This is a genomic window from Marinobacterium litorale DSM 23545, from assembly GCF_000428985.1.
Classification (GTDB): domain Bacteria; phylum Pseudomonadota; class Gammaproteobacteria; order Pseudomonadales; family Balneatricaceae; genus Marinobacterium_D; species Marinobacterium_D litorale.
Window position 1 is genome coordinate 114,838 of the sequence record NZ_AUAZ01000003.1, and the last position, 25,621, is coordinate 140,458.

Annotated in this window: 25 protein-coding genes and 1 riboswitch; of the genes, 13 read left to right on the forward strand and 12 right to left on the reverse strand. The window is 57.1% G+C overall.

The window, feature by feature from the left end; all coding sequences use genetic code 11:
* Window positions 1–149: 149 nt before the first annotated feature.
* The 3 genes from acuI to G403_RS0103595 all read left to right on the forward strand — a co-directional run bounded on the left by acuI (window position 150) and on the right by G403_RS0103595 (window position 3,667).
* Window positions 150–1,133: an acrylyl-CoA reductase (NADPH) gene (gene acuI, locus G403_RS0103585; RefSeq protein WP_027852771.1), complete on the forward strand. Its 984-nt coding sequence runs from the start codon at window positions 150–152 to the stop codon at window positions 1,131–1,133.
* 43 nt (window positions 1,134–1,176) lie between these two features.
* Complete coding sequence (locus G403_RS0103590) at window positions 1,177–2,001, forward strand: cobalamin-binding protein (protein WP_027852772.1); 825 nt, start codon at window positions 1,177–1,179, stop codon at window positions 1,999–2,001.
* A 115-nt stretch (window positions 2,002–2,116) separates the two neighbouring features.
* The gene (locus tag G403_RS0103595; RefSeq protein WP_027852773.1) at window positions 2,117–3,667 is read left to right on the forward strand and encodes an HDOD domain-containing protein; all 1,551 of its coding nucleotides are present in this window, start codon (window positions 2,117–2,119) and stop codon (window positions 3,665–3,667) included.
* A gap of 5 nt (window positions 3,668–3,672) precedes the next feature.
* On the opposite strand, the gene G403_RS0103600 is transcribed toward G403_RS0103595, so the two are convergent.
* From G403_RS0103600 to G403_RS0103620, 5 genes are all read right to left on the reverse strand, one after another.
* The gene (locus tag G403_RS0103600) at window positions 3,673–3,960 is read right to left on the reverse strand and encodes a hypothetical protein (protein WP_027852774.1); all 288 of its coding nucleotides are present in this window, start codon (window positions 3,958–3,960) and stop codon (window positions 3,673–3,675) included.
* Window positions 3,935–4,546: a cob(I)yrinic acid a,c-diamide adenosyltransferase gene (locus G403_RS22090; protein ID WP_051298497.1), complete on the reverse strand. Its 612-nt coding sequence runs from the start codon at window positions 4,544–4,546 to the stop codon at window positions 3,935–3,937. Before G403_RS22090 ends, G403_RS0103600 begins: the two co-directional genes overlap by 26 nt.
* Before the next feature lie 51 nt (window positions 4,547–4,597).
* Window positions 4,598–6,520: a TonB-dependent receptor gene (locus G403_RS0103610; protein ID WP_027852775.1), complete on the reverse strand. Its 1,923-nt coding sequence runs from the start codon at window positions 6,518–6,520 to the stop codon at window positions 4,598–4,600.
* A gap of 32 nt (window positions 6,521–6,552) precedes the next feature.
* A riboswitch (cobalamin riboswitch) is annotated at window positions 6,553–6,752 on the reverse strand.
* Window positions 6,753–6,810: 58 nt separating this feature from the next.
* Window positions 6,811–7,587: a polyphosphate kinase 2 gene (gene ppk2 / locus G403_RS0103615; protein ID WP_027852776.1), complete on the reverse strand. Its 777-nt coding sequence runs from the start codon at window positions 7,585–7,587 to the stop codon at window positions 6,811–6,813.
* A complete protein-coding gene (locus G403_RS0103620) occupies window positions 7,584–8,495 on the reverse strand; it encodes a ketopantoate reductase family protein (RefSeq protein WP_027852777.1) in 912 nt (303 codons plus the stop codon). The genes ppk2 and G403_RS0103620 overlap by 4 nt, the downstream gene beginning before the upstream one ends.
* Before the next feature lie 112 nt (window positions 8,496–8,607).
* Between G403_RS0103620 and G403_RS0103625 the strand changes: the two genes are divergently transcribed.
* Entirely contained in the window at window positions 8,608–9,090 is a 483-nt protein-coding gene (locus G403_RS0103625; RefSeq protein WP_027852778.1) for a YajQ family cyclic di-GMP-binding protein, read from the forward strand.
* Window positions 9,091–9,128: 38 nt separating this feature from the next.
* On the opposite strand, the gene G403_RS22095 is transcribed toward G403_RS0103625, so the two are convergent.
* From G403_RS22095 to G403_RS0103640, 3 genes are all read right to left on the reverse strand, one after another.
* Window positions 9,129–9,386: a PA4570 family protein gene (locus G403_RS22095; protein WP_036232446.1), complete on the reverse strand. Its 258-nt coding sequence runs from the start codon at window positions 9,384–9,386 to the stop codon at window positions 9,129–9,131.
* Between the two features lie 61 nt (window positions 9,387–9,447).
* Window positions 9,448–10,851: an AmpG family muropeptide MFS transporter gene (locus G403_RS22100; RefSeq protein ID WP_051298498.1), complete on the reverse strand. Its 1,404-nt coding sequence runs from the start codon at window positions 10,849–10,851 to the stop codon at window positions 9,448–9,450.
* 154 nt (window positions 10,852–11,005) lie between these two features.
* On the reverse strand, window positions 11,006–11,767 hold the full coding sequence (locus G403_RS0103640; protein WP_027852779.1) for an SDR family oxidoreductase: 762 nt from the start codon (window positions 11,765–11,767) through the stop codon (window positions 11,006–11,008).
* Between the two features lie 286 nt (window positions 11,768–12,053).
* Between G403_RS0103640 and G403_RS0103645 the strand changes: the two genes are divergently transcribed.
* The 9 genes from G403_RS0103645 to G403_RS0103685 all read left to right on the forward strand — a co-directional run bounded on the left by G403_RS0103645 (window position 12,054) and on the right by G403_RS0103685 (window position 20,911).
* Window positions 12,054–12,551, forward strand: a complete 498-nt coding sequence (locus G403_RS0103645) for an FxsA family protein (RefSeq protein ID WP_027852780.1) — start codon at window positions 12,054–12,056, stop codon at window positions 12,549–12,551.
* A gap of 228 nt (window positions 12,552–12,779) precedes the next feature.
* Window positions 12,780–13,073, forward strand: coding sequence for a co-chaperone GroES (locus tag G403_RS0103650; RefSeq protein ID WP_027852781.1), 294 nt, complete (start codon window positions 12,780–12,782; stop codon window positions 13,071–13,073).
* 58 nt (window positions 13,074–13,131) lie between these two features.
* The gene (gene groL / locus G403_RS0103655) at window positions 13,132–14,775 is read left to right on the forward strand and encodes a chaperonin GroEL (protein WP_027852782.1); all 1,644 of its coding nucleotides are present in this window, start codon (window positions 13,132–13,134) and stop codon (window positions 14,773–14,775) included.
* Between the two features lie 113 nt (window positions 14,776–14,888).
* A complete protein-coding gene (locus G403_RS0103660; protein WP_027852783.1) occupies window positions 14,889–15,770 on the forward strand; it encodes a hypothetical protein in 882 nt (293 codons plus the stop codon).
* 66 nt (window positions 15,771–15,836) lie between these two features.
* Window positions 15,837–16,424 (forward strand): RNA 2',3'-cyclic phosphodiesterase, encoded by a 588-nt coding sequence (thpR, locus tag G403_RS0103665; protein ID WP_245578194.1) that lies wholly within the window; start codon window positions 15,837–15,839, stop codon window positions 16,422–16,424.
* A 19-nt stretch (window positions 16,425–16,443) separates the two neighbouring features.
* Window positions 16,444–17,805 (forward strand): prephenate-dependent tRNA uridine(34) hydroxylase TrhP, encoded by a 1,362-nt coding sequence (trhP, locus tag G403_RS0103670; protein ID WP_027852785.1) that lies wholly within the window; start codon window positions 16,444–16,446, stop codon window positions 17,803–17,805.
* A gap of 8 nt (window positions 17,806–17,813) precedes the next feature.
* Window positions 17,814–18,698, forward strand: coding sequence for a prenyltransferase (locus tag G403_RS22105; protein WP_084403921.1), 885 nt, complete (start codon window positions 17,814–17,816; stop codon window positions 18,696–18,698).
* Between the two features lie 139 nt (window positions 18,699–18,837).
* Complete coding sequence (locus G403_RS0103680; protein ID WP_027852786.1) at window positions 18,838–20,343, forward strand: fumarate hydratase; 1,506 nt, start codon at window positions 18,838–18,840, stop codon at window positions 20,341–20,343.
* 178 nt (window positions 20,344–20,521) lie between these two features.
* Window positions 20,522–20,911 (forward strand): c-type cytochrome, encoded by a 390-nt coding sequence (locus tag G403_RS0103685; RefSeq protein WP_027852787.1) that lies wholly within the window; start codon window positions 20,522–20,524, stop codon window positions 20,909–20,911.
* A 7-nt stretch (window positions 20,912–20,918) separates the two neighbouring features.
* On the opposite strand, the gene G403_RS0103690 is transcribed toward G403_RS0103685, so the two are convergent.
* From G403_RS0103690 to G403_RS0103705, 4 genes are all read right to left on the reverse strand, one after another.
* A complete protein-coding gene (locus tag G403_RS0103690) occupies window positions 20,919–21,284 on the reverse strand; it encodes a hypothetical protein (protein WP_027852788.1) in 366 nt (121 codons plus the stop codon).
* 2 nt (window positions 21,285–21,286) lie between these two features.
* The gene (locus G403_RS0103695; RefSeq protein ID WP_027852789.1) at window positions 21,287–22,987 is read right to left on the reverse strand and encodes an ATP-binding protein; all 1,701 of its coding nucleotides are present in this window, start codon (window positions 22,985–22,987) and stop codon (window positions 21,287–21,289) included.
* 132 nt (window positions 22,988–23,119) lie between these two features.
* Window positions 23,120–24,763 carry a GGDEF domain-containing protein gene (locus tag G403_RS24315; protein WP_051298500.1) on the reverse strand — a complete coding sequence of 548 codons (1,644 nt, stop codon included), beginning with the start codon at window positions 24,761–24,763 and terminating at the stop codon, window positions 23,120–23,122.
* Window positions 24,764–24,775: 12 nt separating this feature from the next.
* A complete protein-coding gene (locus G403_RS0103705; protein ID WP_036232452.1) occupies window positions 24,776–25,528 on the reverse strand; it encodes a transporter substrate-binding domain-containing protein in 753 nt (250 codons plus the stop codon).
* Between the last annotated feature and the right edge of the window lie 93 nt (window positions 25,529–25,621).

The following is a 25,621-nucleotide window of genomic DNA, read 5'->3' on the forward strand; positions in this document are numbered from 1 at the left end:
AGCTACGCTTAAAGCCAGAACTGGCAGTATTTCATAACTGACGCTATTTGTTAATTTGCTTGACAAATAGGCGGCGGCGTTGGATCTTATTGTTAATTTGTAAGACAAATAAACGTAAGGCAGATAACTAGAAGGTAATGGAGGGTCACATGTTCAAGGCATTGGTGCTTGATAAAGTGGATGGCAAAACGGTTTCCGCGATCCAGGAACTGGAAGAGTCTGCACTGCCGGAAGGCGATGTGCTGGTTGAGGTCAGCTATTCATCGCTGAACTATAAAGATGGTCTGGCGGTGACCGGAAAAGGGCCCATCATCAACAAGTTTCCCGCGATTCCCGGGATCGACCTGGTGGGCCGGGTGATTTCATCCGAAGATGACCGCTTCCAACCCGGTATGCACGTGATCCTTACCGGATGGGGAGTGGGTGAGCGTCACTGGGGAGGTATGTCCGAGCGAGCCCGCCTCAAGGGGGACTGGCTGGTGCCGCTGCCGGCGGGAATGTCGGAAAAGGATGCGATGCTGATTGGCACCGCCGGACTTACGGCCATGCTCTGTGTGCTGGCGCTCGAAGAGGGTGGTGTGAGGCCTGACGACGGTGAAGTACTGGTCACCGGGGCGGCCGGAGGCGTTGGCAGCGTAGCCGTGGCTCTGCTGGCTAAACACGGCTATCGCGTTACTGCCGCTACAGGGCGCGAGTCGGAAAGCGATTATCTGCACCGTCTGGGCGCGACCCATATTCGCTCGCGTGAAGAGATGAGTGCGCCGAGTAAGCCGCTTGAAAAACAGCTTTGGAGCGGTGTGATCGATACCGTAGGCAGCAAGGTTCTGGCACGTGCATTGGCAGAAACCAGTTATGGTGGCACGGTGGCTGCCTGTGGCCTGGCCGGCGGGCCAGAACTGGAAACCTCGGTGATGCCGTTTATCCTGCGCAACGTGCGGCTGCAGGGGGTGGATTCCGTGGTCTGTCCCACAGCCCGCCGTGAGCAGGCGTGGCAGCGGTTGCAAAGTGATCTGGATCTGGCATTGCTGGGTGATGTGGGCCAGGAGATCACTCTGGAGCAGGTCCCCGAGTATGCGCAGAAGATTATTCGGGGCGAAGTGCGCGGACGTACCCTGATCAAGGTCGGCGAGTAAGTCGAATTGAGATAGACTGCGCTGCTCTAACACTGAGGTGGGTATGCGGCGCAGTTTTCCAGTCTACATAGTCCTTGTCACGCTTCTGGCGTTGCAGCACGCAGCGGCGGCGCCGGAGCGTATCGTTGCGCTTTCGCCGGAGCTGATAGAAAACCTATATGCGGTCGGCGCCGGCGAGCAGATCGTGGGGCGGGTCGCGCATTCCGATTTTCCAGAGTCGGCCCGGAAGTTACCCGTGGTCGGCGACTTTCAGCAGCTGAATATCGAAGCGATACTGGCCCTGCAGCCCGATCTGATATTGGCGTGGAATGAGGGCAACCCTCCCGCTGATCTGCGGCGTCTACAAGATCTGGGGCTGAATGTCGTGGCACTGGATACGCCGAATTTGGAAGCGTTGCCGGAGGCATTGGCACAGCTTGGTCGTCTGACGGGGCACCGGGCGCGGGCAGAGAGATTGGCCAGCCGGTTACAAAGCCGCTTGGATGGAATGGCGGCCAGTCCCTCCTCCCCGTCACGTCCCGTGGTTTTTTACCAGCTATGGGATGAACCGCTGCTGAGTGTGAGTGGTAAGACGCTGATTGGTCAGGCGCTCAGCTTTTGCGGGGGCAATAACCCGCTGGCCTCACGCCCTGAGCCGATTCCCCAGGTATCGGTTGAAGCTGTACTTTCCATGGCGCCGGACCTGATTATTTCCACTGATGAAGTTGCTTCCGAATGGCGCGACAGGTGGCAATCCTGGAACAGGATACCGGCCGTTGCCAACCAGCGGCTCTTCACGGTTAAAGCCGATCTGCTGCACCGTGCGACTCCCCGGTTCCTTGATGGATTAGAGCAACTTTGCCGCTATATTGAACAAAGCGCTCGCTAGCACTGCCGCCAACCCGCCAATTCACGGTATACTGGAAGAATTCGTGGCATCATGGCGACATAAAACGCTATGAGCTGACGATTGCCGTTTAATAGGATAAGGATACGCAGCGCAGGTGAAGTATCAGCAGACGCTAAACGCCGTCTACGCCCAACTGGGCAAGCTGGGCGACCTACCTATTTTCAGTGCGACGGTAAACCGTATTCGCCAGATCAGTTCGTCCCGTGAGGCCGATGCCATGGCGCTGGCAATGGCGGTGATGAAGGATGCTAACCTCTCCGCCAAACTCCTGAAGATAGCGAACACACCCCACTATAATCGGGGACACGGTAACATCTCCGTGGTTTCCAGGGCGGTGGTTCTAATCGGTTTCGAGCGCATTCAAAACCTGTCGATGACGCTCAAACTTATCGAGACGTTCAGCGCCGACGAGCCGGGTACAGGCATCGATAACCTGCTGGTCAGTGCGTTTCTAAACGCCGCGATGGCCCGTGAAATTGCGATCCGCTCCGGTGCTATGGATATTGAAGAGAGCTATATCTGTGGTTTGCTTTACAGGCTGGGCGAGATCGTCATCGCCTATACGCTGCCTGAACGTTACCGAAAAATGCTGGCGCTTCGTGCGCGCGGGAAGGAGCGCTGGGAAAGCATTCAATTACAGGAGCTGGGTGGGCATTTCAGCGATATCGGCCAGGATCTGACCCAAAGCTGGGGCTTCCCGAAAAATGTGGTGCAGGCGATGGACGCGATGAGTGCTGAACAACTCAAACCGTCTCACCGCCTGAACCATATGCTGGCAGCAGGCTCTCATGATCTGCTCGAGCTGATCTATTACCGGGATACCGGCCGGGAGCTGGATTACAGCAAGCGCATGCGCCAGCTATGCGAGTGCACGGGACTGAGCCAGGAGGATGTGGAATCTGCGATCAGCGACTCCTTTCGGCAGGTGTGTGATCTGAGTATCGAATATGGATTACCTGCCAAAGGCCTGAAGCCCCCCTTTGAGGGTAGCGGGGATGATGATCTGGACGAACTCTCCCGAAAGCTCGCCTTCTATATCAGCTCGCGCAGTGAGCAGTTCTCCCGTGAGGCACCGGCTACTGCCGAGTCGGCCCCGGCCGTGACGGGGCTGGGGCAGTTGCAGCTGGATTACCTGTCCCGTATGAACGAGATGCTCGGTGCCGGAGCCAGTGCCTCGGCCATCATTGAAACGGCGGTGGAGGCGATTGAGCAGTGCTCGGCGCTGGAACGGGTCTCTTTCTGTCTGCTCAGTGGTGACAGGCGCAGATTATCGGCTCGGGTCACCCGCGGTGTGGATGCGGATACCCTGAGTGACACACTGCAGCTGGGCGCCTCCGAACCCAGAGGGCAACTGTTTGTGCGTCTGGTTGAGCGGGGCAATACGCTTTTTGTACCCGATTGCACGGAGCAGGGTTGGGCAGAGCGTCTCCCCAGGGATCTGCTGACAACGATCCGGCCCGCCGGCTTTATCGCGGCACCCATCCGTGTGGGCGAGCGTCCCATCGGCCTGTTCTATGCGGATAATTGCACCCCAAAGCGTGTGATCGATGAGATGGCGTTTCGGGTCTTCAACCAGTTTCTGGTGCAGGCGCGGCTGGCGCTGGAGGTGCAGCGTCATGCGGGTGTAAAGTCCGCCGCAACCTGATTTGGCTAGTCGCCGTTTTTATCATCGCCGGTGAAGCCTTCGACGAATTTTCCGGTGTCCTGCCAGGCTTTCTTCCCGATCTCCACGGCTTTCTCGGCTCCCTTGCCGGTGCTGCAGGCTGCACGCTCGGCCATACAGCGGGATTCGCATCCCATTTTAGCGGCCTTTTCACCGAAGTATTCAATACTGCAGCGTGCCTCACACAGGGTTTGCTGGGTGGCGCAGTCGGCGCGGGCCGATGAACTGCCCAGGGCAAGCGTGAGCAGACTAAGTGTCAGCAGAGTGGTCTTCATTACGGCTCTTTTCTTGATCATTGACGGATTCTGGCTGTGTCGGACGCCAATATACCTCAGAGCCGTTATCGCGCCGAGCCAGGAGGCGGGCATAGACGAACAGGAGGTCCGATAACCGGTTGAGGTAGGCGATCGCTAGTGCATTGACCGTTTCGCTGGCAGCGAGTTCCACCATTCGACGCTCCGCGCGACGGCAGACACTTCGGGCCAGGTGGGCTTCAGCAGCGCTCCGGTTACCGCCCGGCAGTATAAACTCCTTAAGGGGCGGCAGGGTTTCATTACGCAGATCGAGCTCCTCCTCAAGAGCTTCCAGCCGCACCGCGTTGATCACCTGATACTGAGGGTCTGCGACCGCCAGCTCACCGCCCAGATCAAAAAGCTCATTCTGTATTTTGCTGAGTTCCGGCTGCAGCGGATCACCGGCGGAGAGGCCCGCCGCCAACAGTCCGATCAGCGAGTTAAGTTCATCCACATCACCCAACGCCTCTATGCGGGGATGGGTTTTGGCGACCCGGGTTCCGTTGGCAAGGCCGGTGCTGCCGCGGTCCCCTTTGCGCGTGTAAAGGCGGGTCAGGCGGTTGCTCATAGTCTTCCTCGAACGTATGGCCGCCCGGCGATCTGCCGGGCGGCGGTCCTATCAGAAAGTGTAGCCCAGACTCAGCAGGAGATTACGCTGGGCGGCCGGGTAGTAGTAGGCTCCGCTCCAGCTGGAGTAACCCGCATACGCGTGGTACGCCTCATCCAGCAAGTTGTTGACGCTCAGCTGGGCTTGCCAGGGGCCCTGGTTCCAGCGCAATGATGCGTTGACGACAACATCGGCATCCAGCTTGGGCTCAGTGTTGGCATCATCACCCGCCAGATATCGTTCGCCGGTGTACTGAAGATCGCTATACAGGTTCCAGGCCGCATTGATGCGGTAATTGCCGAACAGGCTAAAGCGGTGTTCTGCCACATAGGGTACCTGGTTACCGGTAAAGGAACCGCTGGTCAGTTCACTGTCGGTATAGGCGTAACTGCCTCCAATACGCAATGCTGGAGTCAGCTGCCTTTGGGCGCTAAGTGTCAAACCCCGTCGCCGGGAGCTGTCCAGATTGATATTGGCCATCAGTGCCGGGTCGTAGAGTATCTCGTCATCCAGTTCCAGCTGGTAGAGGGTGACTGCCAGGCGACCCTCGGCGCCGGTGTAGTCCCAGCCTGCTTCCCAGGAAACACCCTGTTGGGGATCCAGGGCGTCGATACCGGGAAGTGTCCAGCCATTTTCGTCGATCGTAGCGAAACGCAGGTTCTCGTCCCGGCGCAGGAAAAGATGATGACCTGCTGTTGGTGTCCAATCGATACCGATCTCCTTAACGAATGCGGACTGGGTTTGATCAGAGCCGGTTCCCTGAGCACTGTCTTTTACCTGGCTATGGCGGCCGCCCAGGGTCAGTGCCCACTTATCCGAAAGGGGGTAGCTGGCCCTTAGATAAACCGCCCGGGTGGTCTGGCTGCTGTCGGTCGTGCCCAGGCTGCTCTGACTCAGGTAATCACTGTCGGTCAGGTCCAGGCCCGCGGTCAGGTTCAGCATGCCACCGTTATGAGACCAGCGCCCGTCCAACCGAGGTGTAAAGGAGCGTACGCGCATATCCTGAGAGTAGTCACCGTACAGATAGCCTTTGCCGTCCGATTCGCGTTGACTTAACTGAGTATCCAGACGCAGGTGTTGGTCAAGTTGCTGAGCAAACGAGATCGCGTCTACGCTGAGTTGCTCATCAAAGCGGTCGCTGGGTGTGATCGACTGTTGCCGGTCCATATCGACCTGAGAACGGCTCAGGGAGCCGGGTAGACGCTGATTGTTGTTGATTGATTCGTGGCTGTAAGTAATTTCGCCCTGTTGATGGCGGTATGAGAGGTCAATCCGGGCGTGATCATATTCTGTCGCACTGTTGTCGCGGTAGCCGTCAGTGCTTTCACGCTCCAGGTTGAGCGCATAGCCAAAGCCTGACTGGTAACGGTCACTGAGGCGGCCTTGAACACGGGTGTACTCGCGGCTGCCCCGTGACAGTGTGACCTTACCTTGCCGGCGGTCTGCGACAGGCTTGGTCAGAATATTAATGACGCCACCCACGGCCCGCTGACCAAAAAGAGTGCCCGCGCTGCCGTGCAGAACTTCTATCCGCTCCACCTGGTTCAAACTGACCATGGAAAGGGCCGGGGCTTCCAGTGTCGGATTGTTCAGGGGGCGGCCATCCACCAGAATCAACACATTCTGACCGGCGTTCTCACCGAATCCGCGCATGGACACAACACCGTCATTGGCGTTGCCTGTGGTGTTCTGGCTGATTTGAACGGCACCGCTGGCGCGCAGCGCCTCGACCAGTGATTGGGCACCACTGGCCTCAATCTGAGCGCGAGTAATGGTGACGACCTGTCCGGGCGTTTGTGTCGTCCGGGCAAGGGAATGTCCGCCGGTCACAGTGACTTCAAGTGGACTCAGCAGGGGCTCAGTCTGGGCTTGGGCTGAAAATTGAAAAAGGGCGAGGGTTGCCGCAACAGGCGGCATAAGCTTGGAAAGATGCATGAGAATCCTCGTCGATGCGCCCACCGCGCATGGCGTTAGTGTCTGGCAGGGCCGGTCTCCGGGCTTTGAATCGTGCTTGAACTCGTTGCGCAAAGGCACCACGCCTTCCCAGCATCCGCCAGTGGTTAAGTGGTGACTGTCGATTCATTACCGTTGCGGGGGCAGCGCTGGATTTGCACCAGACTTCCCGATTATCCCGGCCATGCCGGGCACCCTTGCCGCGAGCGGAGGCCCAAAGGGCGCTCCGGGGCGGCATTCTAGGGGGCGGTGACCGTGAACGCAATCCTGACCTAACTGAGAGTGGTCCGTGCCGGTAACACGATTTCAGGGTCAGGCTCTATTTGAATATCGGGATTGCGATCCGGGTAGGGGAGACTACTGAGAATGTGGCGCATGGCGTTAATCCGTGCGCGCTTCTTATCATCGGAGCGGACGACGGTCCATGGCGCATCCGCCGTATCGGTGTGGAAAAACATCGCTTCCTTGGCTTCGGTATAGTCATCCCAGCGATCCAGCGAGGCCATATCAATCGGTGACAGTTTCCAGTGTTTGAGCGGATCGGTGCGACGGGACTGGAAACGTTTGAATTGTTCATCCCGGCTGACATCGAACCAGAATTTGAACAGGCGCACACCACTGCGCACAAACATTTTTTCCAGTTCCGGTGTTTCCCGCATGAACTCCAGATACTCGGAGGGTGAGCAGAAGTCCATCACGCGTTCCACGCCTGCCCGGTTATACCAGGAGCGGTCGAACAGGACTATTTCACCCGCAGCAGGCAAGTGCTTGATATAACGCTGGTAATACCATTGTCCTTTCTCGCGCTCTGTGGGTTTTTCGAGAGCGATCACACGGGCGCTACGTGGATTCAGGTGCTCCATGAAGCGTTTTATCGTGCCGCCTTTGCCTGCGGCATCACGCCCCTCAAATAAAATCAGAATCTTCTCGCCGTTGTTACGCACCCAGTTCTGAACTTTGAGCAGCTCGATCTGCAGCTCCAGTTTGAGTGCTTCGTACTCATCGCGTTTCAGCTTCTTGGATTTAGATCTCTTGTCGGTTTTGCTCATGCACTCTCCTTGGAATCCTGTGCCGCGATCTGCTCATAAAGTGCCAGGTTCAACGGTGCATCAATCGCCTGTTCGCGCGCCGTCCGGGCCAGAAACCCGTTAATAAACTCGATTTCGGACCGGCGACCCTGACTGACATCCTCCAGCATGGAGGAACGGTTCAGCGCGGTCTGTCTGGCGACCTCCAGTACCTGCTCATACAGCGGGCGGTCAAACAGGTGATAACCGCAGCGGGTGGCGATAGACTCAATTTCCCGACACAGTGTTTCCAGTGTATCGCGATACTGATCATTCTGCAGATCACCGTTTAGGCACCCATGAATGGCTGTGAGGGGGTTGATCGCCGCATTCACGGCCAGCTTCTGCCAGATCGCGTTTTCGATCTGCGCGTCGGCAATAACGGGCGGTTCTATCCTCGCCCAGCCGTCGGGCAGGCTTGCCGGGCACCGGGCCAGAGGGCCCAGTCGGGTGGTGCCAGCGCCCGCCGGGAGCAGCGTGAAGCTGTCGCTGCGGCGCACGCCTGCGGTTGTCACACCGGCCCAGACGGGGCGTGGTGCAAGCAGCTGTACGCTGTGGTGTTGATGCCCGGCACCGTTCTGCAGCAATACCACCTGAGCATCGGCGGCCACTTTGGGGAGGATGGATGAGATGGCGGACTCACTTTCGTGGGCTTTTGTGGTTACCAACAGGTGGCTGATACCGGGCTCCGCGTCGGATACGGTTTGCGCAGCCACGGCGTAGCGAGCGTACTCACCGTCCCGGCTGATCGAAATGGCCGAGTCAGCGGCGTGAAACGCGTCCAGGCGTTGACTATTGCGCAGCAACAGCGTGACCCTGCATCCGGCGCTGGCGAGGCGGGCCGCATAAAGACACCCGATAGCGCCGGCACCCAAAATATGCCAATGCATGCTTCCCTCCTGAATAAAACGGTATGATACAACCCATTACTGCTGATTTGTCAGCCCCGGCAATGGCCGGGTTGTATGCTAGCGATAACAAAGAGTAACTCAGGAGAAATTGATGCCCTCATTCGATATCGTATCGGAACTCGATATGCACGAAGTGACCAACGCCGTTGATCAGGCCAACCGTGAGATTCAGCAGCGCTACGACTTTAAGGGTGTATCGGCCAGCTTCGAGTTGCAGGACGATACCGTCATTATGACCGCAGAAGTCGACTTTCAACTGCAGCAAATGCTGGATGTACTGCGTTCACGGTTAACGGCCCGTAAGCTGGACGTTAAGTGCATGGAACCGCAGGACCCTGATCTGAGCGGTGTTAAAGCGACCCAGAAGGTGCTGCTCAAGCAGGGGCTGGATCAAGCGATGTGCAAAAAAATTACCAAGCTTGTGAAAGAGAGCAAACTCAAGGTTCAGACACAGATCCAAGGTGAGAAAGTGCGCGTTACCGGGAAAAAACGTGATGACCTTCAGTCCGTTATGGCCCTGCTTCGGGAGGCCGATATCGATCTTCCACTGCAGTACAATAACTTTCGTGACTAGTCAGTCAGCTCACGTATCATCCAAACGCGGGAAAGGGCTCAGTGCCTTTTCCCGGTGTCAAAGCGGCACTGCGCGCAGCTGTTGCCGTCCATACACGCGAGTAGGAACAGCTCTCTGACAAGCTCCTTCTCGCGGCCCTGGCAGTGGCAGAAATCCTGTGGGTTGAGCTGGCCCGATCTCAGCATGGGGAGCAGTTCATCGCTGTGCCAGTGCAGTAGGACTACACCGGTGTTTTTCAGGGTTACGCGCAGTTCAGGGTCTTTCCGTTCCAGCCAGGCGTCAATTTGATAGGTCATGATCGAGCTCCTCATTGGTTTTACCAGATAGTAATGAGAATAACTATCATTATCAATACTTTCACTCGATCTGTTTTTCTACCTGTGAGCGGGGAGCCAGGTGCGTATGACGTGCTGCCATGTAGATAAGCCAGAGCACCGGTAGGCCCAGGATGGCCGTGCCCGTAAAAAACAGGGGGTAGCCGATGTTGTCCACAGCAACGCCGGAGAAGCCGCCCATGAACTTTGGCAGCAGCAGCATGATGGAGCTGAACAGTGCGTACTGTGTGGCGGAGTACTGGATATTGGTCAGTGCCGACAGGTAGGCCACAAAAGCGGCGGTGGCGATCCCGGCACTGAGGTTATCCAGTGATATCACGACCACCAGCAACTCGATTTGCGGACCGTTCATGGCAAGCGCCGCAAACAACAGGTTGGTCAGCGCTGCCATCAGGGCACCGGCAAACAGAATCTTCATTACGCCAAAGCGATTTACCAGCGCCCCTCCCGCCAGAGCCCCGGTCAGTGTCATGACGATGCCGAATACTTTGGTAACCGTGGCGATCTCTGCCTTGGTGAATCCCAGATCCACGTAGAACACGTTTGCAATCACGCCCATGACGATGTCGGCAATGCGGTAGCTGCTGATCAGAGCCAGAATCAGCAGAGCCTGCCAGCGATAGCGGCGGATAAAGTCGGCAAATGGACAGATCAGTGCCACATACAGCCAGCCTGCTGCACGGGTCATAAAGCTTGGCAGGTGGGTATGTCGTGCACTCCACACCTGTACATGCTGTCGCTGAAGCTCGAGTTCCTCGTTGATCGGAGCAGTCGGCTCCCGGCTCAGCAGTGTGGTCAACATGCCCGGCACCATGGCCAATGCCATGCACAGATAGGCGATCAGCCAGGGGCGGTGCTCGTAGGTGGATTCACTGGGGTCGAAAAAGGCGGCGATTCCCAGCACACCTGCGGTGGAGGTAATCATCGCCAGCCGATAGCCGACCATATAGGTCGCTGCCATGGCTGCCTGCATACGCTCATCGCCCGATTCGATACGGAAGGCATCGACGGTTATATCCTGCGTGGCTGAACTGAAGGCGACGACAACAGCCAGTACGACACTCAGTGTCAACTGCTCGGCAGGGTTGTTAAGGGCCATGCCGACCAGGCCTCCGACGACGCCGAGCTGAGCCAGGAACATCCAGCTGCGGCGTCGTCCCAGAAGCGTACCCAGTACAGGCAACTGCACGCGATCGACGAGTGGAGCCCAGGCCCACTTAAAGGCATAGGCCAATGCGACCCAGGAGATAAATCCGATACTGCTGCGCTCGATACCCGCTTCCCTCAACCAGAAGGAGAGTGACGAGAACACCAGTAACAGAGGGAGACCGGAGGAGAAGCCCAGAAACAGTAGCGTGATCGGGCGTGGCTGCAGATAAATGGCGAGGGCGCTGATCCATTCGCGCGAACGACGGGAGACGGACATTCAGTTTCCGCTAGGCTGGCTGGGTTTTGCGGCCAAATCATGGCCAGTCGAGCCCATTGTGCGGGTTGTCGCAGGGAAATCAAGCAGTAAAGGGTGTTGTAACGGGAGTTGCGGGCGGCCTTGCCGGAGGGGAGAGCCCCTCCGGCAGATGCAACTAGATGCGCAGAGCGCCGTCTACCTCAAAGCAACGACCATCCACGTAGTCATTTTCGAAGATAAAGCTGACGGTTCGGGCGATCTCTTCCGGTTGACCCAGACGCTTGGTCGGGATGCCGGCGGCGATCTTTTCGCGTGCTTCTGGCTTCATCGCCATAACCATTTCGGTGGCGATGTAGCCCGGCGCGATGGAGGCTGCACGGATACCGTAGCGGGCAAGCTCCTTGGCCCAGGTCACGGCCATGGCCTGCACCGCTGCTTTGGTAGCGGTGTAGTTGGTCTGGCCCATATTACCGGAGCGAGAGATGGACGAGATGTTGATGATGCAGCCTTCGGTACCCAGCTCGATCATCTTGGTGGCCGCTTCGCGCCCGCACAGGAAGGTTCCGGTCAGGTTAACTTTCAGCACCATGTCCCAGTTTTCTTTGGACATGCGACTGACAACTTCACCATCCTTGACCTTGACGAACAGGCCATCGCGGGTAATACCGGCGTTATTGACCAGACCGTTCAGCGTGCCGAGATCGGAAACTACATCGGTAAATAGCTTCTCAACGGCAGACTCATCACTGATATCGGCAATGTAACCCCGTGCATCAACGCCTTTTTCGGCGCACAGAGCAACCGTGGTATCCAGATCATCCTGGTTAAGGTCAACCAGAGCCAGGCGAGCACCTTTTCCCGCCAACTCAAGAGCCATGGCGCGACCGAGCCCACGGCCGCCACCGGTGATCACAATAACTTTATCTTTCAAATCCATAACGCCAGTCCTCTATTCGCGATTGGGATTGATCGGTTAGAGCATGTTGTCTGTTTTCTGAACACTAATTGTGCGCCGCAAAATGCTGCGGCGCAACATTAAACAGGCCGCATGAGGAAAAATCCATCTAGACAGTCAAATCGCTGACTATCGCGCAAAAGTATCGTCGGTGCAGCGCTACCTTAGTGCCATAATGATTGCCGGACTGAAGGGAGTGGCTGTTACCGTTGAATGACGCTCTCTGGTACCCTAAGCACTGCCCTTGATAGAACGACCGGTGTTTTGAATGCGTTTTCTATTCCTGCTCTTCATTATTGTCCCCATTATCGAAATCACGATCCTGATTCAGGTGGGTCAGGCGATCGGTGGCTGGTATACCGTAGGGCTGGTGCTGCTGTCTGCGTTTATCGGCGTCAACATGCTGCGCCATGAGAGTCTGGCAACGCTGGCCCGCGCCCAGCAGCGGCTTGATCGACAGGAACTGCCCGGTCAGGAGATGGTGGAAGGGATTGTTCTCGCCGTGGGGGGCGCGCTTCTGGTAACCCCGGGTTTTGTGACCGATGTGATCGGTTTCAGCTGCCTGATCCCACCGTTGCGTCAGGGCTTTGTCAGAATGCTTAAGTCGCGCTTCACACTGATTGTGGGTACTCAGGCGGGAGCCGGGTTCCATGGCGGAGCGGGGCCTCGTCGCGATGCCGATGGCGATATTATTGAGGGAGAAATTGTCGACTCCGAACCGGACAAGCCCTCCAAGGACGACAACGATCCACCCGCACTGCGTTAAAAAATCTTCAGTCCCGGACTTGAATCCAGTCACCTTTCTCCCCACATACAGGAGCATCGGGCCGATGTTCCCTGCTTATCCAAAAAACAACTAAAAAAATTGTTTTTCGGGTATTGAAAACAGGTAACGCGACCCCACTTAGGAAGGCACCAAGTTTTTGGGGCCAACCAGGTTCCAACCAACAAAACCAACATCGCATTGGATCCTAGATACCAGGAGAACAACCAGATGAAAATTCGTCCACTTCACGACCGTGTAGTAGTTCGCCGCAGTGAGGAAGAAACCACCACGGCCAGCGGCATCGTCCTGCCGGGTTCTGCTGCCGAGAAACCGAATCGCGGTGAAGTTGTCGCGGTCGGCCCCGGTCGCGTCCTGAACAACGGTGATGTGCAGGCGCCGTCTGTCAAAGTGGGGGATAAGGTCCTGTTTGGTCAGTACGCCGGCTCCAACACTGTGAAAATCGGTGACGACGAGCTGCTGATCATGCAGGAAAGCGAAATTTACGGCGTGCTCGAAGACTGATCGTCGCTTTTAATCGCTTGAAAACGTTAACAATACTGAATTACAGGATAGACGAATAATGGCTGCTAAAGACGTACGTTTCGGTGATGATGCCCGTCAGCGCATGCTGGCTGGTGTAAACATTCTGGCTGACGCGGTTAAAACTACTTTGGGTCCGAAAGGCCGCAACGTGGTACTGGACAAGGCTTTTGGCGCGCCGACCGTGACCAAAGACGGTGTCTCTGTCGCTAAAGAGATCGAGCTGCAGGACAAGTTTGAAAACATGGGCGCGCAGATGGTCAAGGAAGTGGCTTCCAAGGCTAACGACGTGGCCGGTGACGGTACCACTACCGCCACTGTTCTGGCCCAGGCTATCGTCAATGAAGGTCTGAAGTCCGTCGCTGCAGGCATGAACCCGATGGACCTCAAGCGCGGTATCGACAAAGCGGCTGCCGCTGTTGTTGAACAGCTGGCCGAAATGTCCTCTCCGTGCGAAGACTACAAGGCGATTGCTCAGGTCGGTACTATCTCTGCGAACTCTGACTCTGAAGTTGGCAAGATCATCGCCGACGCGATGGAAAAAGTCGGTAAAGACGGTGTTATCACCGTAGAAGAAGGTTCCGGCTTCGAAAACGAGCTGGACGTTGTTGAAGGTATGCAGTTTGACCGCGGCTACCTGTCTCCCTACTTCATCAACGAACAGGAAACCCAGACCTGCGAACTGGAAGACCCGTTTGTACTGCTGGTCGACAAGAAAATCTCCAACATTCGCGAGCTGCTGCCGACTCTGGAACAGGTTGCCAAGTCCTCCCGTCCGCTGCTGATCATCTCTGAAGATGTGGAAGGCGAAGCGCTGGCAACTCTGGTCGTCAACACCATGCGCGGTATTGTTAAGGTTTGTGCCGTTAAGGCACCGGGCTTCGGTGATCGTCGTAAGGCGATGCTGCAGGATATCGCCATCATGACCGCCGGTCAGGTGATCTCCGAAGAGGTGGGCCTGAATCTGGAAAGCGTGACTCTGGATCACCTGGGTACCGCCAAGCGCGTTAACATCACCAAGGAAAACACCACCATCGTTGGCGGTGCCGGTTCCAAGGCGGATATCGACGGTCGCGTTCAGCAGATCCGCGTTCAGATGGAAGAAACCACGTCTGACTACGATCGTGAGAAGCTGCAGGAGCGTGTAGCCAAGCTGGCCGGCGGTGTCGCCGTGATCAAGGTTGGTGCTGCGACTGAAGTTGAGATGAAAGAGAAGAAAGCCCGTGTTGACGACGCGCTGCACGCAACCCGCGCAGCTGTTGAAGAGGGTGTGGTACCGGGCGGTGGTGTTGCGCTGATCCGTGCACTGAGCAAGATTCAGGGCCTGGAAGGTGATAACCACGATCAGACTATCGGTATCCAGCTGGCACTGCGTGCCATGGAAGCACCGCTGCGCCAGATCGTTGGAAACGCAGGTGGCGAAGGTTCCGTGGTAGTCGATAAAGTACGTGCGGGTGAAGGCGCATTCGGCTTCAACGCATCTACCGAAGAGTATGGCGACATGCTGGAAATGGGTATCCTGGACCCGGCTAAAGTAACCCGCTCTGCGCTGCAGGCGGCTGCGTCCATCGCCGGTCTGATGATCACCACTGAAGCCATGGTTGCTGAACACCCGGAAGAAAAGCCGGCTATGCCTGACATGGGCGGCATGGGTGGAATGGGCGGCATGGGCGGCATGATGTGATCGGCCCCCGCTAACGCCTGATAGGCTTACAAGCCCCGCCGTTGCGGGGCTTTTTCGTTTTTGGGAAAGCTGCTAGGGTGATCAGCCCAGTATTGATGGATGCAAAATCTGCTATGAGTGAGCGTAAAGAGCCCGATCTCGATCTTTCCGGACTTGAGGGACAGGTAGAACCTCAGCCCCCGGAGCGGCCCGCTCAGCCGCCGGCCAGTCCAAAAAGCACTGAACCCAGAGGAAGTGGCGGTAGCATACTGCTAACGCTGATTCTCCTTCTGATGGTTGCCGGCGGCGGTGTGTTGGCCTATTGGGTCACCGGTCTGCAGCAGACGATTGCCGCGCAGACTCAGCAGCTGGATACGTTGAATACGCGTCTGGGCGAGATGGAACAGCAGCTCGCGACCACCAGTGACAGTGCCAGTGAAGCCGGGCAGACGCTGACCAGTCGTATGGCCCGGCTGGAGAAACAGGCCGACGAAAAATATGCACATTTCGATTCGGAAATTGCCAAGCTCTGGACCGTGTCCTATCAACGTAATAAGCCGCAACTGGAAAGTCTAAAGGCGTCTTTCGAGGCGCGCGCCAAAGAGCTGCAAGCGATCGATGAGCGCCTGATATCGGCTGGCAAGCAGCTGGCTGCTGTGGATGAGCAGGTGGGCGAGCTGTCTCAGCGCGTAGTGGCCATCAATCAGCTCGAAAAAGAGGTCAAGGCATTAACCACCGCACTTAAGGATCAGGGTAAACGCTTGAGTGATCTGGGGGCCGAGCTGAACTTCGCACTCTCTCTGGAGAAGGATGAGCGCCTCGCCGGAGACCGAGCCCTGGCGGATCGAGTGGATAAACTGGCTGATCAGGGAGACCGGAGTGCTGCCCAGAATCAACGGTTAGAGGCTATCGAGCGCTCCATCGAGGCAATTGACGGCTCACGTCGCCAATTCAGCCAGCGGCTGCTGCAGCTGCAGGAGCGATTGGACCGGTTACAGAATGCGCTTAATGGTTAAAGCCGACAAAAACAGTTGGATTTGCGTCCGGGCGAGAGTGGCGGCACAATATCGAGCTCGAAATCAGTGAATACAGTAAACAGCATGCCCATTCGCGCTTTTTTCGCGATCCCGGTTCAGGATTCGGTGGCCAAGGGCCTGGCCGACTATGCCGATACCCTGTGCGAGTATGATCGGGGCCTGGAAGCGCTTTGGGTCGATTCCGCCGGCTATCATCTGACGCTTCTGTTTATGGAAACGTTGAGCCTGGAGCAGGTAACGCGGCTGGAAGCAGCGGCGCAGAGCGCCCTGCAGGGGCTGAGCCCGTTTCGCGTATGCCTTGAGCGCACCGATTATTATCCGGTAAACCGGAAGCTGTCATTGGTCGCGGCCATGCCAGAGGAGCCTGCTCCGCTGGAGGTTCTTCGTGATGCGCTGATCAAGGCGGTAGATAGCTGTGGCATCGACTATCATGCGGCGGGCTTCAAGCCGCATGTAACGCTGGGGCGCTTACCGGCGGATAATGGTTTCGAGGTGCCGACGGAGTGGCCCGCGTTGAATCAGCGTTTGAGTGCTGATTCGGTGGTGCTCTATCAGAGCCGCCCTGGTGAGCGCGGTTCGATCTATTCACCGTTGTTCTCAATTTCCCTGTCCGGGTTGACCGGCAGCCTTTAATACCAAGATAGTGTCGACGATGCGAACGCCTGAACTCCTGTCCCCGGCCGGGACGCTGAAAAATATGCAGTATGCATTCGCCTACGGTGCGGATGCGGTATACGCGGGCCAGCCGCGTTACAGCCTGCGAGTACGGAACAACGATTTTACCCATGCCAATCTGGCCGAGGGGATCCGTATTGCCCACGATCTGGGTAAGAAGTTTTTCGTTGCCAGTAATATCCTGCCGCACAACTCCAAGTTGACCACGTACATGCGTGACATCGAACCGGTGATCGAGATGGGGCCCGATGCCCTGATCATGTCCGATCCCGGGTTGATCATGATGGTCAAGGATAAATGCCCGGATCTGCCGATTCATCTGTCGGTGCAGGCCAATACCATGAACTGGGCGTCGGTGAAATTCTGGCACCGGGCGGGTATCGAGCGGGTAATCCTGTCCCGTGAGCTGTCCCTGGAAGAGGTCGCCGAAATTCGCGACCGCGTCCCCGAGATGGAGCTGGAGGTGTTCGTACACGGCTCGCTCTGTATCGCCTACTCGGGCCGGTGTCTGCTGTCCGGTTATATTAATCACCGCGACCCGAACCAGGGCACCTGCACCAACGCCTGCCGCTGGAAGTATGATGCCCACGAGGCAAAAGAGGATGAGTCCGGTGATGTGGTGCCGGTGCAAGCGTTCGATCCCGCGGAGCAGGGCGCTGCCACGGGACAACCGGCACTGGGTGAAGGCGAACCGTCTGACAAGATTTTCCTGTTGCAGGAGGAGTCACGTCCCGGCGAGTACATGCCCGCTTTCGAGGATGAGCATGGCACCTACATAATGAACTCGAAGGATCTGCGTGCCATCCAGCATGTGCATAAGCTGGCAGAGATGGGCGTGGATTCCTTGAAGATTGAGGGGCGGACCAAATCCCATTATTACGTGGCTCGTACGGCTCAGGCCTACCGACAGGCGATTGATGATGCCGTGGCCGGAAAACCGTTCGATATGGGGTTGATGGATATTCTCGAAAACCTGGCGAACCGTGGTTACACGGAGGGCTTCTATCGTCGCCATGTCCATGATCAATACCAGAACTACGAAACGGGCAACTCGGTCGGGGTTCATCAGCAGTTTGTCGGTGAAGTGCTCGATCACGATACCCAGCGCGGTATGGTGCAGATCGACGTCAAGAACCGCTTCGAGCAGGGTGATACGTTGGAGCTGATGACGCCGGCCGGCAATCGCCGCTTTAAGCTCTCTGAACTCTATGACAAGAAGGGGCACTCCGTTGACGCGGCGCCCGGTTCTGGCCATCGTGTGAGCATCCCGCTCGATATCGATACAGACCTGCGTCACGCGCTGTTGATGCGTGATCTGCCGAATGCACCGGCCCGGTAATCAGCCCGGTGAGCAGTGCGAACACCGCATTCGGTAGCTATGACGCCCCCGCAATGAACGACAAGTACCGGTTTATGCGTGCCTTGCGGCCCTTTTCCTTTGGGGTCGCTATCGCGACTTGCCTGATCGGCATTACGGCCGCCTGGCATGAAGGGGTTCTTTTGCCGCTGAACGCCTTGCTGGTGTTGGCCGGCGGTTTGCTGCTTCAGGCGGGGGTTAATCTGATCAATGACTACGCAGATCTCGAGCAGCCCGGGCGCAACCTAAGCGGCCTGGATCGTGCCTGTATCCTGCGTAATTTCCGTATCGGCCTTGGCTGTTTTCTTCTGGCTACGCCCATCGGTTTCTATCTGATCATTGATCGAACACTGGGATTGGCACCACTGTTCCTGTTGGGGTTGGTGGGCGCTCTGGGCTATACCCTGAATCCGGTCAACTATAAGGCCAGAGGACTGGCCGTGGTGCTTGTCTTCTGGTTAATGGGCGTGCTGATGGTGGCAGGTTCGCATGTGGCGGCCGGTGGTGAGCTGGACCCGGATATAATCGCGCTTTCGGTACCTGTCAGTCTGCTGGTTTCCCTGCTGTTGCTCAGTAATGAACTGCGTGACTATGAGTCCGACCGGTCACGTGGTTTGCGCACATTGACCGTGCGCAGCGGCTATTCAAGAGCGCGAAGCTTCTATTACCTGCTGCTTGGTCTGACCCTGATCGTAACGCTGGCGCTTTGGGGCGCTGAACTGATCACCCGCCCCTGGGTTCTCATCGCGGCAATTCCTCTGGCTTTGCGGCCGCTTAAATACCTTACCCGGCCGGCGGCTGAAAGGCGTCCCTTAACCCCGGCCACTGGCCAGTTGGTGATGGGCTACGGGTTACTGTTTTGCCTGTCGGTCTGATCCGTTAGTTGAATACCCGCAGTCAGCGCCGGTTTAACTGGTGTATAATTCCGCTCCAATCAGATGTGCTAGCGAGAGACTCGCGCGCGCCGTCCTTTAACCGAGCCTGATTGGCCCGAGCCTGAATGGAGAGTCACGAATGAGCGTTATTCGCCAGGATGATTTCATCAGCAGCGTCGCAGATGCGTTGCAGTTCATCTCCTACTACCACCCGATCGATTTTATCCAGGGTGTGCATGAAGCCTATTTGAAGGAGGAGAACCCCGCCGCCAAAGACGCTATGGCGCAGATCCTGATCAACTCGCGTATGTGTGCCGAGGGTCACCGTCCTATCTGTCAGGATACCGGCATCGTGACTGTATTCCTGAAAGTGGGCATGAACGTGCAGTGGGATGCGAAAATGTCCGTGACCGATATGGTTAATGAAGGCGTACGTCAGGCCTACATGAACCCGGACAATGTCCTGCGAGCCTCTATCCTGGCTGACCCGGCAGGCAAGCGTCAGAACACCAAGGACAACACCCCGGCGGTCATTCACTACGAGATCGTTGAAGGCGATGAGGTTGAAGTTCACGTGGCGGCCAAGGGCGGCGGTTCCGAGAACAAGTCCAAGATGGTGATGCTGAACCCGTCCGACAGCATCGTCGACTGGATCGTCAAAACTGTACCGACCATGGGGGCTGGCTGGTGCCCGCCGGGTATGCTCGGTATCGGTATCGGTGGTACCGCCGAGAAAGCGGCAGTACTGGCGAAAGAATCCCTTATGGATCCGATCGATATTCACGAGCTGCGCGAGCGCGGCCCGCAGAACCGCGTCGAGGAGCTGCGCCTGGAGATCATGGATGCGGTCAACGCGCTGGGTATCGGTGCCCAGGGCCTGGGCGGTCTGACCACCATCCTGGACGTTAAGATCAAGGATTATCCGACCCACGCGGCCTCTCTGCCGATCTGCATGATCCCGAACTGTGCAGCCACCCGTCACACCCACTTCAAGCTTAACGGTAACGGTCCGGCCGTACTGACGCCGCCGAGTCTGGATGAGTGGCCGGAAGTGACCTTCGAGGTCGGCGCTAACACCCGCCGCGTGAACCTCGATGAGATCACGCCGGAAGCGGTGAAAGAGTGGAAGGTGGGTGAAACCATCCTGCTCAACGGCAAGATGCTGACCGGCCGCGATGCAGCGCATAAGCGCATGGTCGAGATGCTGAACAACGGCGAGGAGCTGCCGGTGGATCTGAAAGGCCGCTTCATCTACTACGTGGGCCCGGTTGATCCGGTCCGTGACGAGGTGGTAGGCCCTGCGGGTCCGACGACTTCGACCCGTATGGACAAGTTTACCCGCCAGATTCTGGAAAGCACCGGCCTGCTGGGTATGATCGGTAAATCTGAGCGCGGCCCGATTGCGATTGATGCAATCAAGGACAACCAGGCGGTTTATCTGATGGCAGTGGGTGGTGCGGCGTATCTGGTCTCCAAGGCGATCACCCATGCCGACGTGATTGCGTTCCCGGAACTGGGTATGGAAGCGATCTACGAGTTCGAAGTGAAGGATATGCCGGTGACCGTGGCGGTCGACACCTCAGGCGAGTCGGTGCACAACACGGGCCCTGCCAAGTGGAAAGATATTATCGCGCACAGCGCCTGATCCGGGCGTCATTGGAGAAAGCGGCTTCGGCCGCTTTTTTTGTCACTGTGGTTCACCTAAGCACTTTCGCCTTGCCCAAATGGGAGCAGAAAACCGGCGCTTAAGTAGTAAAGCCCAACGCCGGTCGGCCCCATATAGTCATGAGGGTGTGATAAACCCGACCGAAGGAAGGTGAAAAATGATTGGATTTAAGAAAACCGCGCTGGGGCTTGCGGTGGTGTTGGCTCCTTTGTTCAGCTCCGCAACGTACGCTGATGAAGAAGCGATGGCGGCAGCCGGGCGCGTTGTCTTCCATAAGTGTGAAGCCTGCCACTCCATGGACCCGAGTAAAAATACATTCGGGCCCAGCCTGCACGGCGTTGTAGGGCGTGATGCGGCCTCGCTGCCCCGTTTCCACTACTCCGAGGCTCTGGCCCAGTCAGGTCTGGTATGGACTGAGGAAAATCTGCGCAAATGGATCAGCGATAACGAGGCGCTTGTTCCGGGCACGCGCATGCGTCATGTATCGATTACTGACCGGGCAGAGCAGGACTACCTGATCGCATTCTTGAAAACGCTGAAGCGTTAAGTCGTGCTCAGCTTTCGACAGGGGCCTTCTGCGGAAGCAGCCCCTCTTCGCGCAAGCGTGCCTTGAACGCCTTCATCACCGGACGGGAGATCATGGTTTCCGCCAATACCCGGTGCTCATAGATCTCTTCGACCAGTTCCGGGGTCAAGTTCTCATCGGCGCGTTTGATCAACTGATGCATTGCCTCTCCCAGGTGCTGCCCGCGCAAGTGCCGAGAGTGTTGATAGAGCTCCGTGGACAACTGCTTGTCGACCGCGTTCATCTTGCACTTGCCATCAAGAATTTTAAGCTTGAGGGCAATGATGCAGTCGATTTCCGCGGCTGAAAGCGGGTGCTTTCGAACCCATTCGCTGGCGGGTACAAGTGCGGTCATGGTTAAACGCCGGTCTCCATCTCCAGTCCACGGAAGCTGGCACAGTGTTCAAACACTTCCATAGTAGGCGGGCAGTTGCGAAAGCGGCAGAATTTGGCAACCAGTTTGGCAAGCCCCTTGATATCTCGACCACTGGCACCGGCAAAGCGCTTTGATAAAAGCCCGGGCATATCGGGTTCAAGACCCAGGTTGAACTGCTCGGCCATTACCTGCCAGATCCGTTGGCGGTCTTCCTGGCTGGGATGTTCATAACGGACCATGGCGATACAGCGGGAGATGATGGCTTCGTCGATATCATCAATCCGGTTGGTGGTCAGGAACAGCAGGCCGTTGAAATACTCCAGCACGCGCAGGAAAACGCCGACCACGGCATTCATGGTGAGGTTATCGTCGCGGCGCTTGATATACACATCCGCTTCATCGATTAACATCACCGCGCCCCAGCGCTGGGCACGGATCAACACATCCTTGAGGTTTTTCTCCATCTCGCCCACGTTAAGGCCGAGCTGACCGGAGTGCACCCGATACAGTGGGCGCCCGATGATCTCGGCGTAGACTTCCGCGGTGAGTGTTTTACCGACTCCGGCAGGCCCACTGCATAGAACGGTGGTGCCTCCTGATTTTCCGTCGATGATATCGTCGAGCAGGATCTCCATCTCCGCGGTAAGAATGTCGATCAGGTCAATATGGTCCTGGGGCAGCACCAGTTTGTGCTTGAGCTCCGGTTGGTAGGTATAGGGTTTCAGGTGATCCACGTGCACCCAGATGTGATGATGCAGATCCAAGTGGAACATCAGGATGTAACCGTGTACCGGAATTCGGGTAAACATCGACCGCGGTATGGCTTCGGCCAGCGTCAGTATCCGTTTATCCACCTCATCGGAAAAGCTCGATTGACGATCAATGCGTTTGACCAGTGCCGCAAGTATTTGGCCGCTCTGTTGCAGGGTCAGCTCCCGCTCAGCCAGAATCTCTTCATCGTTAACCAGCTTGGCGGGATTGCCGCTGGTGGAGAGGATAACCTGGGTTTTGCGTCCCCAGTCTGTGTTGCGATGGGAGGCTGCGGGGTCCTCGGCATAGATGCCGGTTCCTTGTCCCGAGAACTGTTCTCCAAAGTTGGAACGCCAGTTCAGGTAAAGCTCGGTGGCTTGGTCAAATCGTGCCAGCAAGGTTTTGGTTTCGCGCAGATACCCCTTGGTGGCCAGCAATTCAACCAGGGTCTGGCCCTTCAGGTCGCGCTCACTGATGATCAGCTGCTGAGTCAGCAGTTTAGCGCGGCTGTTTGCTTTCAAGTCGATGACGATGCGCGCCTGCTCCTCGCTGCCGGCCGGGGTATAGTCGATACGGCTCGGTGTCCAGGGCAGCAGGGTACCGTTACCCTGTAAACGAAACAGCCAGCCACGCTCCACGTTCTGGCTCAGGTAGGCGATCAGTTCGGGCAATAGCAATTCAAGATCATCGGGCACCCGTGGCAGATCCGGGTCCGAGCTGGCTTCCAGCAGCCCCTGAAGCTGGGCATATTTGCCCTGACCCTCCGGAACCGACGCGTAGATATCGATCAGTACGCCGAGTTGATCGGTATCCAGTACCTCGAAAGGGATCTCCACGCGGCTTGCAAGCTTGAGCTGTTCCTGCCAATCGGACAGTGTGGGGCAGCGCTGGAAGAGTTCAGTTGCGACAGAGCGTTCGATCTGGAGCTTCACCGGATTTATCCTTGCTGAGGTTAGCGTTTCAAAGCTACTTCGCAAGCAGTGTGCCAGACTTAATACCTTGATTTATAAAGGCGCGATTTCAATTGCGCTGTTGCCTTTGTCACAAAGTCCACGACAACCGGGCTAGTCGTCGACTCCGGTACAGAGTGTGATGCCGGGGCCGTTACTGACAGTAACGATACGGTCACGCCCCTCCCGCTTGGCCTGGTAAAGAGCGTTGTCCACTTCCCGTAGAAGGGTGGCAGTGGGGCAGAGGCGTGCGTTGGCAGTGTGAATCAGGCCACCGCTGATCGTCATTTTGACGGGCTCGCCACCGTCTGTTTCAAGATGCAGGTCATGGACTGCCTGGCGTATACGTTCGGCGATCTGCTTCGCAGCAGGTAAGTTGATCTCAGGCAGGATCAGGATAAACTCCTCGCCGCCGTACCGGGCGGCGACTTCACCGGCTCGCTGGGTGGATCGCTCCAGAAGGTGCGCGAACGCGCGCAGGCAGTCGTCTCCGAACAGATGTCCGTGGCGGTCGTTGATCTGCTTGAAATGATCGATGTCGAAAATAATCAGGCAGAGGCTGTGTCCATGGCGGCAGGCCCGGTCCCACTCCGCATTCAGGGCAGTATCAAACCGCCGACGATTACCCAGGCCGGTCAGACCATCCAGCTGCGACAGCTGCTGTAACTCCTCGTTGGCCCGTTGCAGCTTTAACGTCATATCGCCATAGCGTTTGACGCTGCCGCAGATTGCATTGAGTTCGGAAAAAAGTACCGGGTGTTTGAACGGGGGCGGAACATCGCCCTGGCCGACGCGTTCCAGCGCATGGGTGGCGACCAGGATGGGGCGCAGCACCAGGCGGTTGAAGCAGAACAGAAGCAGGCTGCCCAAGACAACAAAAAGTGCCAGCAGGGCGAGAGTGTAGTTTTTTACCTGAAGGGCATCAGATTCCATACGCTCGGCGAGCTGTTGCGTGCGGTAGGCTGCGTCGGAGTTCAGCATGCCGGTCAAGGCTTGTTGAGCGGCCAGCGAAGCTTGACGAAAATCTTCCGCCTGTTTCTCCAGGATGATCATGCGATTGAGGGACTCCAGCTGCGCTGACAGCAGCGTCCGGATCGCGTCCAACCGGGTTTGAATGGAAGGGGTGGGCGCTGACGTTTCGGTGTTGACCAGAGCCCGTTGAATCGCCTGGGCGACGCGGATCAACGCCCCCCAGTCTGATGAATGGATCGACGCATGGCGTGTGCCTGCTGCCAGACGCATGAGCTGGTGGCTGAGACTGACCAGGCTGGTGTTTGCGTTCAGCGTCTCCTCCAGCGCTTCGCTGAGCCGGATCTGCTGAATGGCGATATCTCCGAGGCGTAGTATGATCTGTCGCTGTTCTCGCCGGGTGGTTGCCAGGCTCAGTACGTGGTCCAGTACACTGTTGGCTTGGTTGGAGATCTCAGGCTCGGCTTCAAAAGCGAAACTGTGGACCAGAACCTGAGCCTGCAGGCGCGCCTGGCGTGCAACAAAATCGTCTTCGACCCAGAACAGGGTGTTGATGTAGCTGTACAGCTGCTCTGCCCGTTGCGCGTTGTGCTGACCTCGGGTGATCGCTGGCAGGTGCGTATCGCGGGTTTCCTGAGCCTTGGTAACGATACCTTCCAGCAGTGGCATGGCAAGCCAGACCGATAGCAAAAACAGCAGAAACAGACCGAAAATACCCAGGTGGAGCGTATTGGCCAGGCTTGGATGACGTCCCCGCTTCGTTTTTGTACGGCGCTTGTCGCTTTCCATAAGAATGCGCGATCAATAGATGCTGAAAGGGAAGTATTTACGGTTGATGCGGTCGTAACTGCCATCCAGCCGTATCTGTTCCAGCGCTGAGTTCACTTTCTCGCGGAGCGCGTCACGGCCCTTGGGAACCGCAATATGCGCCTCGCTTTTCAGCGCTTTGGCGGACAACGGACCGCCGACGAAATCAAAACGGGCTCCCTCGGGAGTCTGCAGAAAATCAAGAAGGTTGATGGTGTCGGACAGAACCAGATCCACCTTGTCCTCTTTGAGCAGTTCCAGGGCCTCCGTCTGGTCGCTTGTCAGCACGATTTCGCTCTGAGTGTACTGCTGTTCAAGGAAGGTCGATTGAATGGTGTTGCGACCGGTGGCCAGCCGAGTTCCGGTCAGGGCTTCGGGGGTGGTTTTGCTGAAGCGTTTGGGGTCACCTGCAAAAATGGAGTGAGACCGGTAGTAGTGGCGGGTGAAATCCACGCGTTCAGACCGTTCGCGGGTTTTTGCCATGCTGGCGACAATCATGTCGAGCTCACCGGCTTCCATCCGATCCAGCAGCTCAACCCAGGGCACCGCTTTGATTTCGCAGTTGGTTTGCATGGTCTCACACAGCGCCTGAGCGATGTCCACGTCAAACCCGGCCAGCTCCCCGTTGGCATCGAAGTAACTGAAGGGAGGGTAGGCGCCTTCAGTGGCGACGGTCAGTTCGGCCGCCTGAGCCGAAACCAGGGTCAGGCAGCAGGCTAGACCGATCAAACGCGTTAGCAAGGGCATCCAAGGCTCCGAAGTGCGGTTAAAAACTAGACAAAGTGTAATGCTTTATGCTGGCAAAGTCGTCATCGTAAGGCTAATAAAAGTGGCTAATAA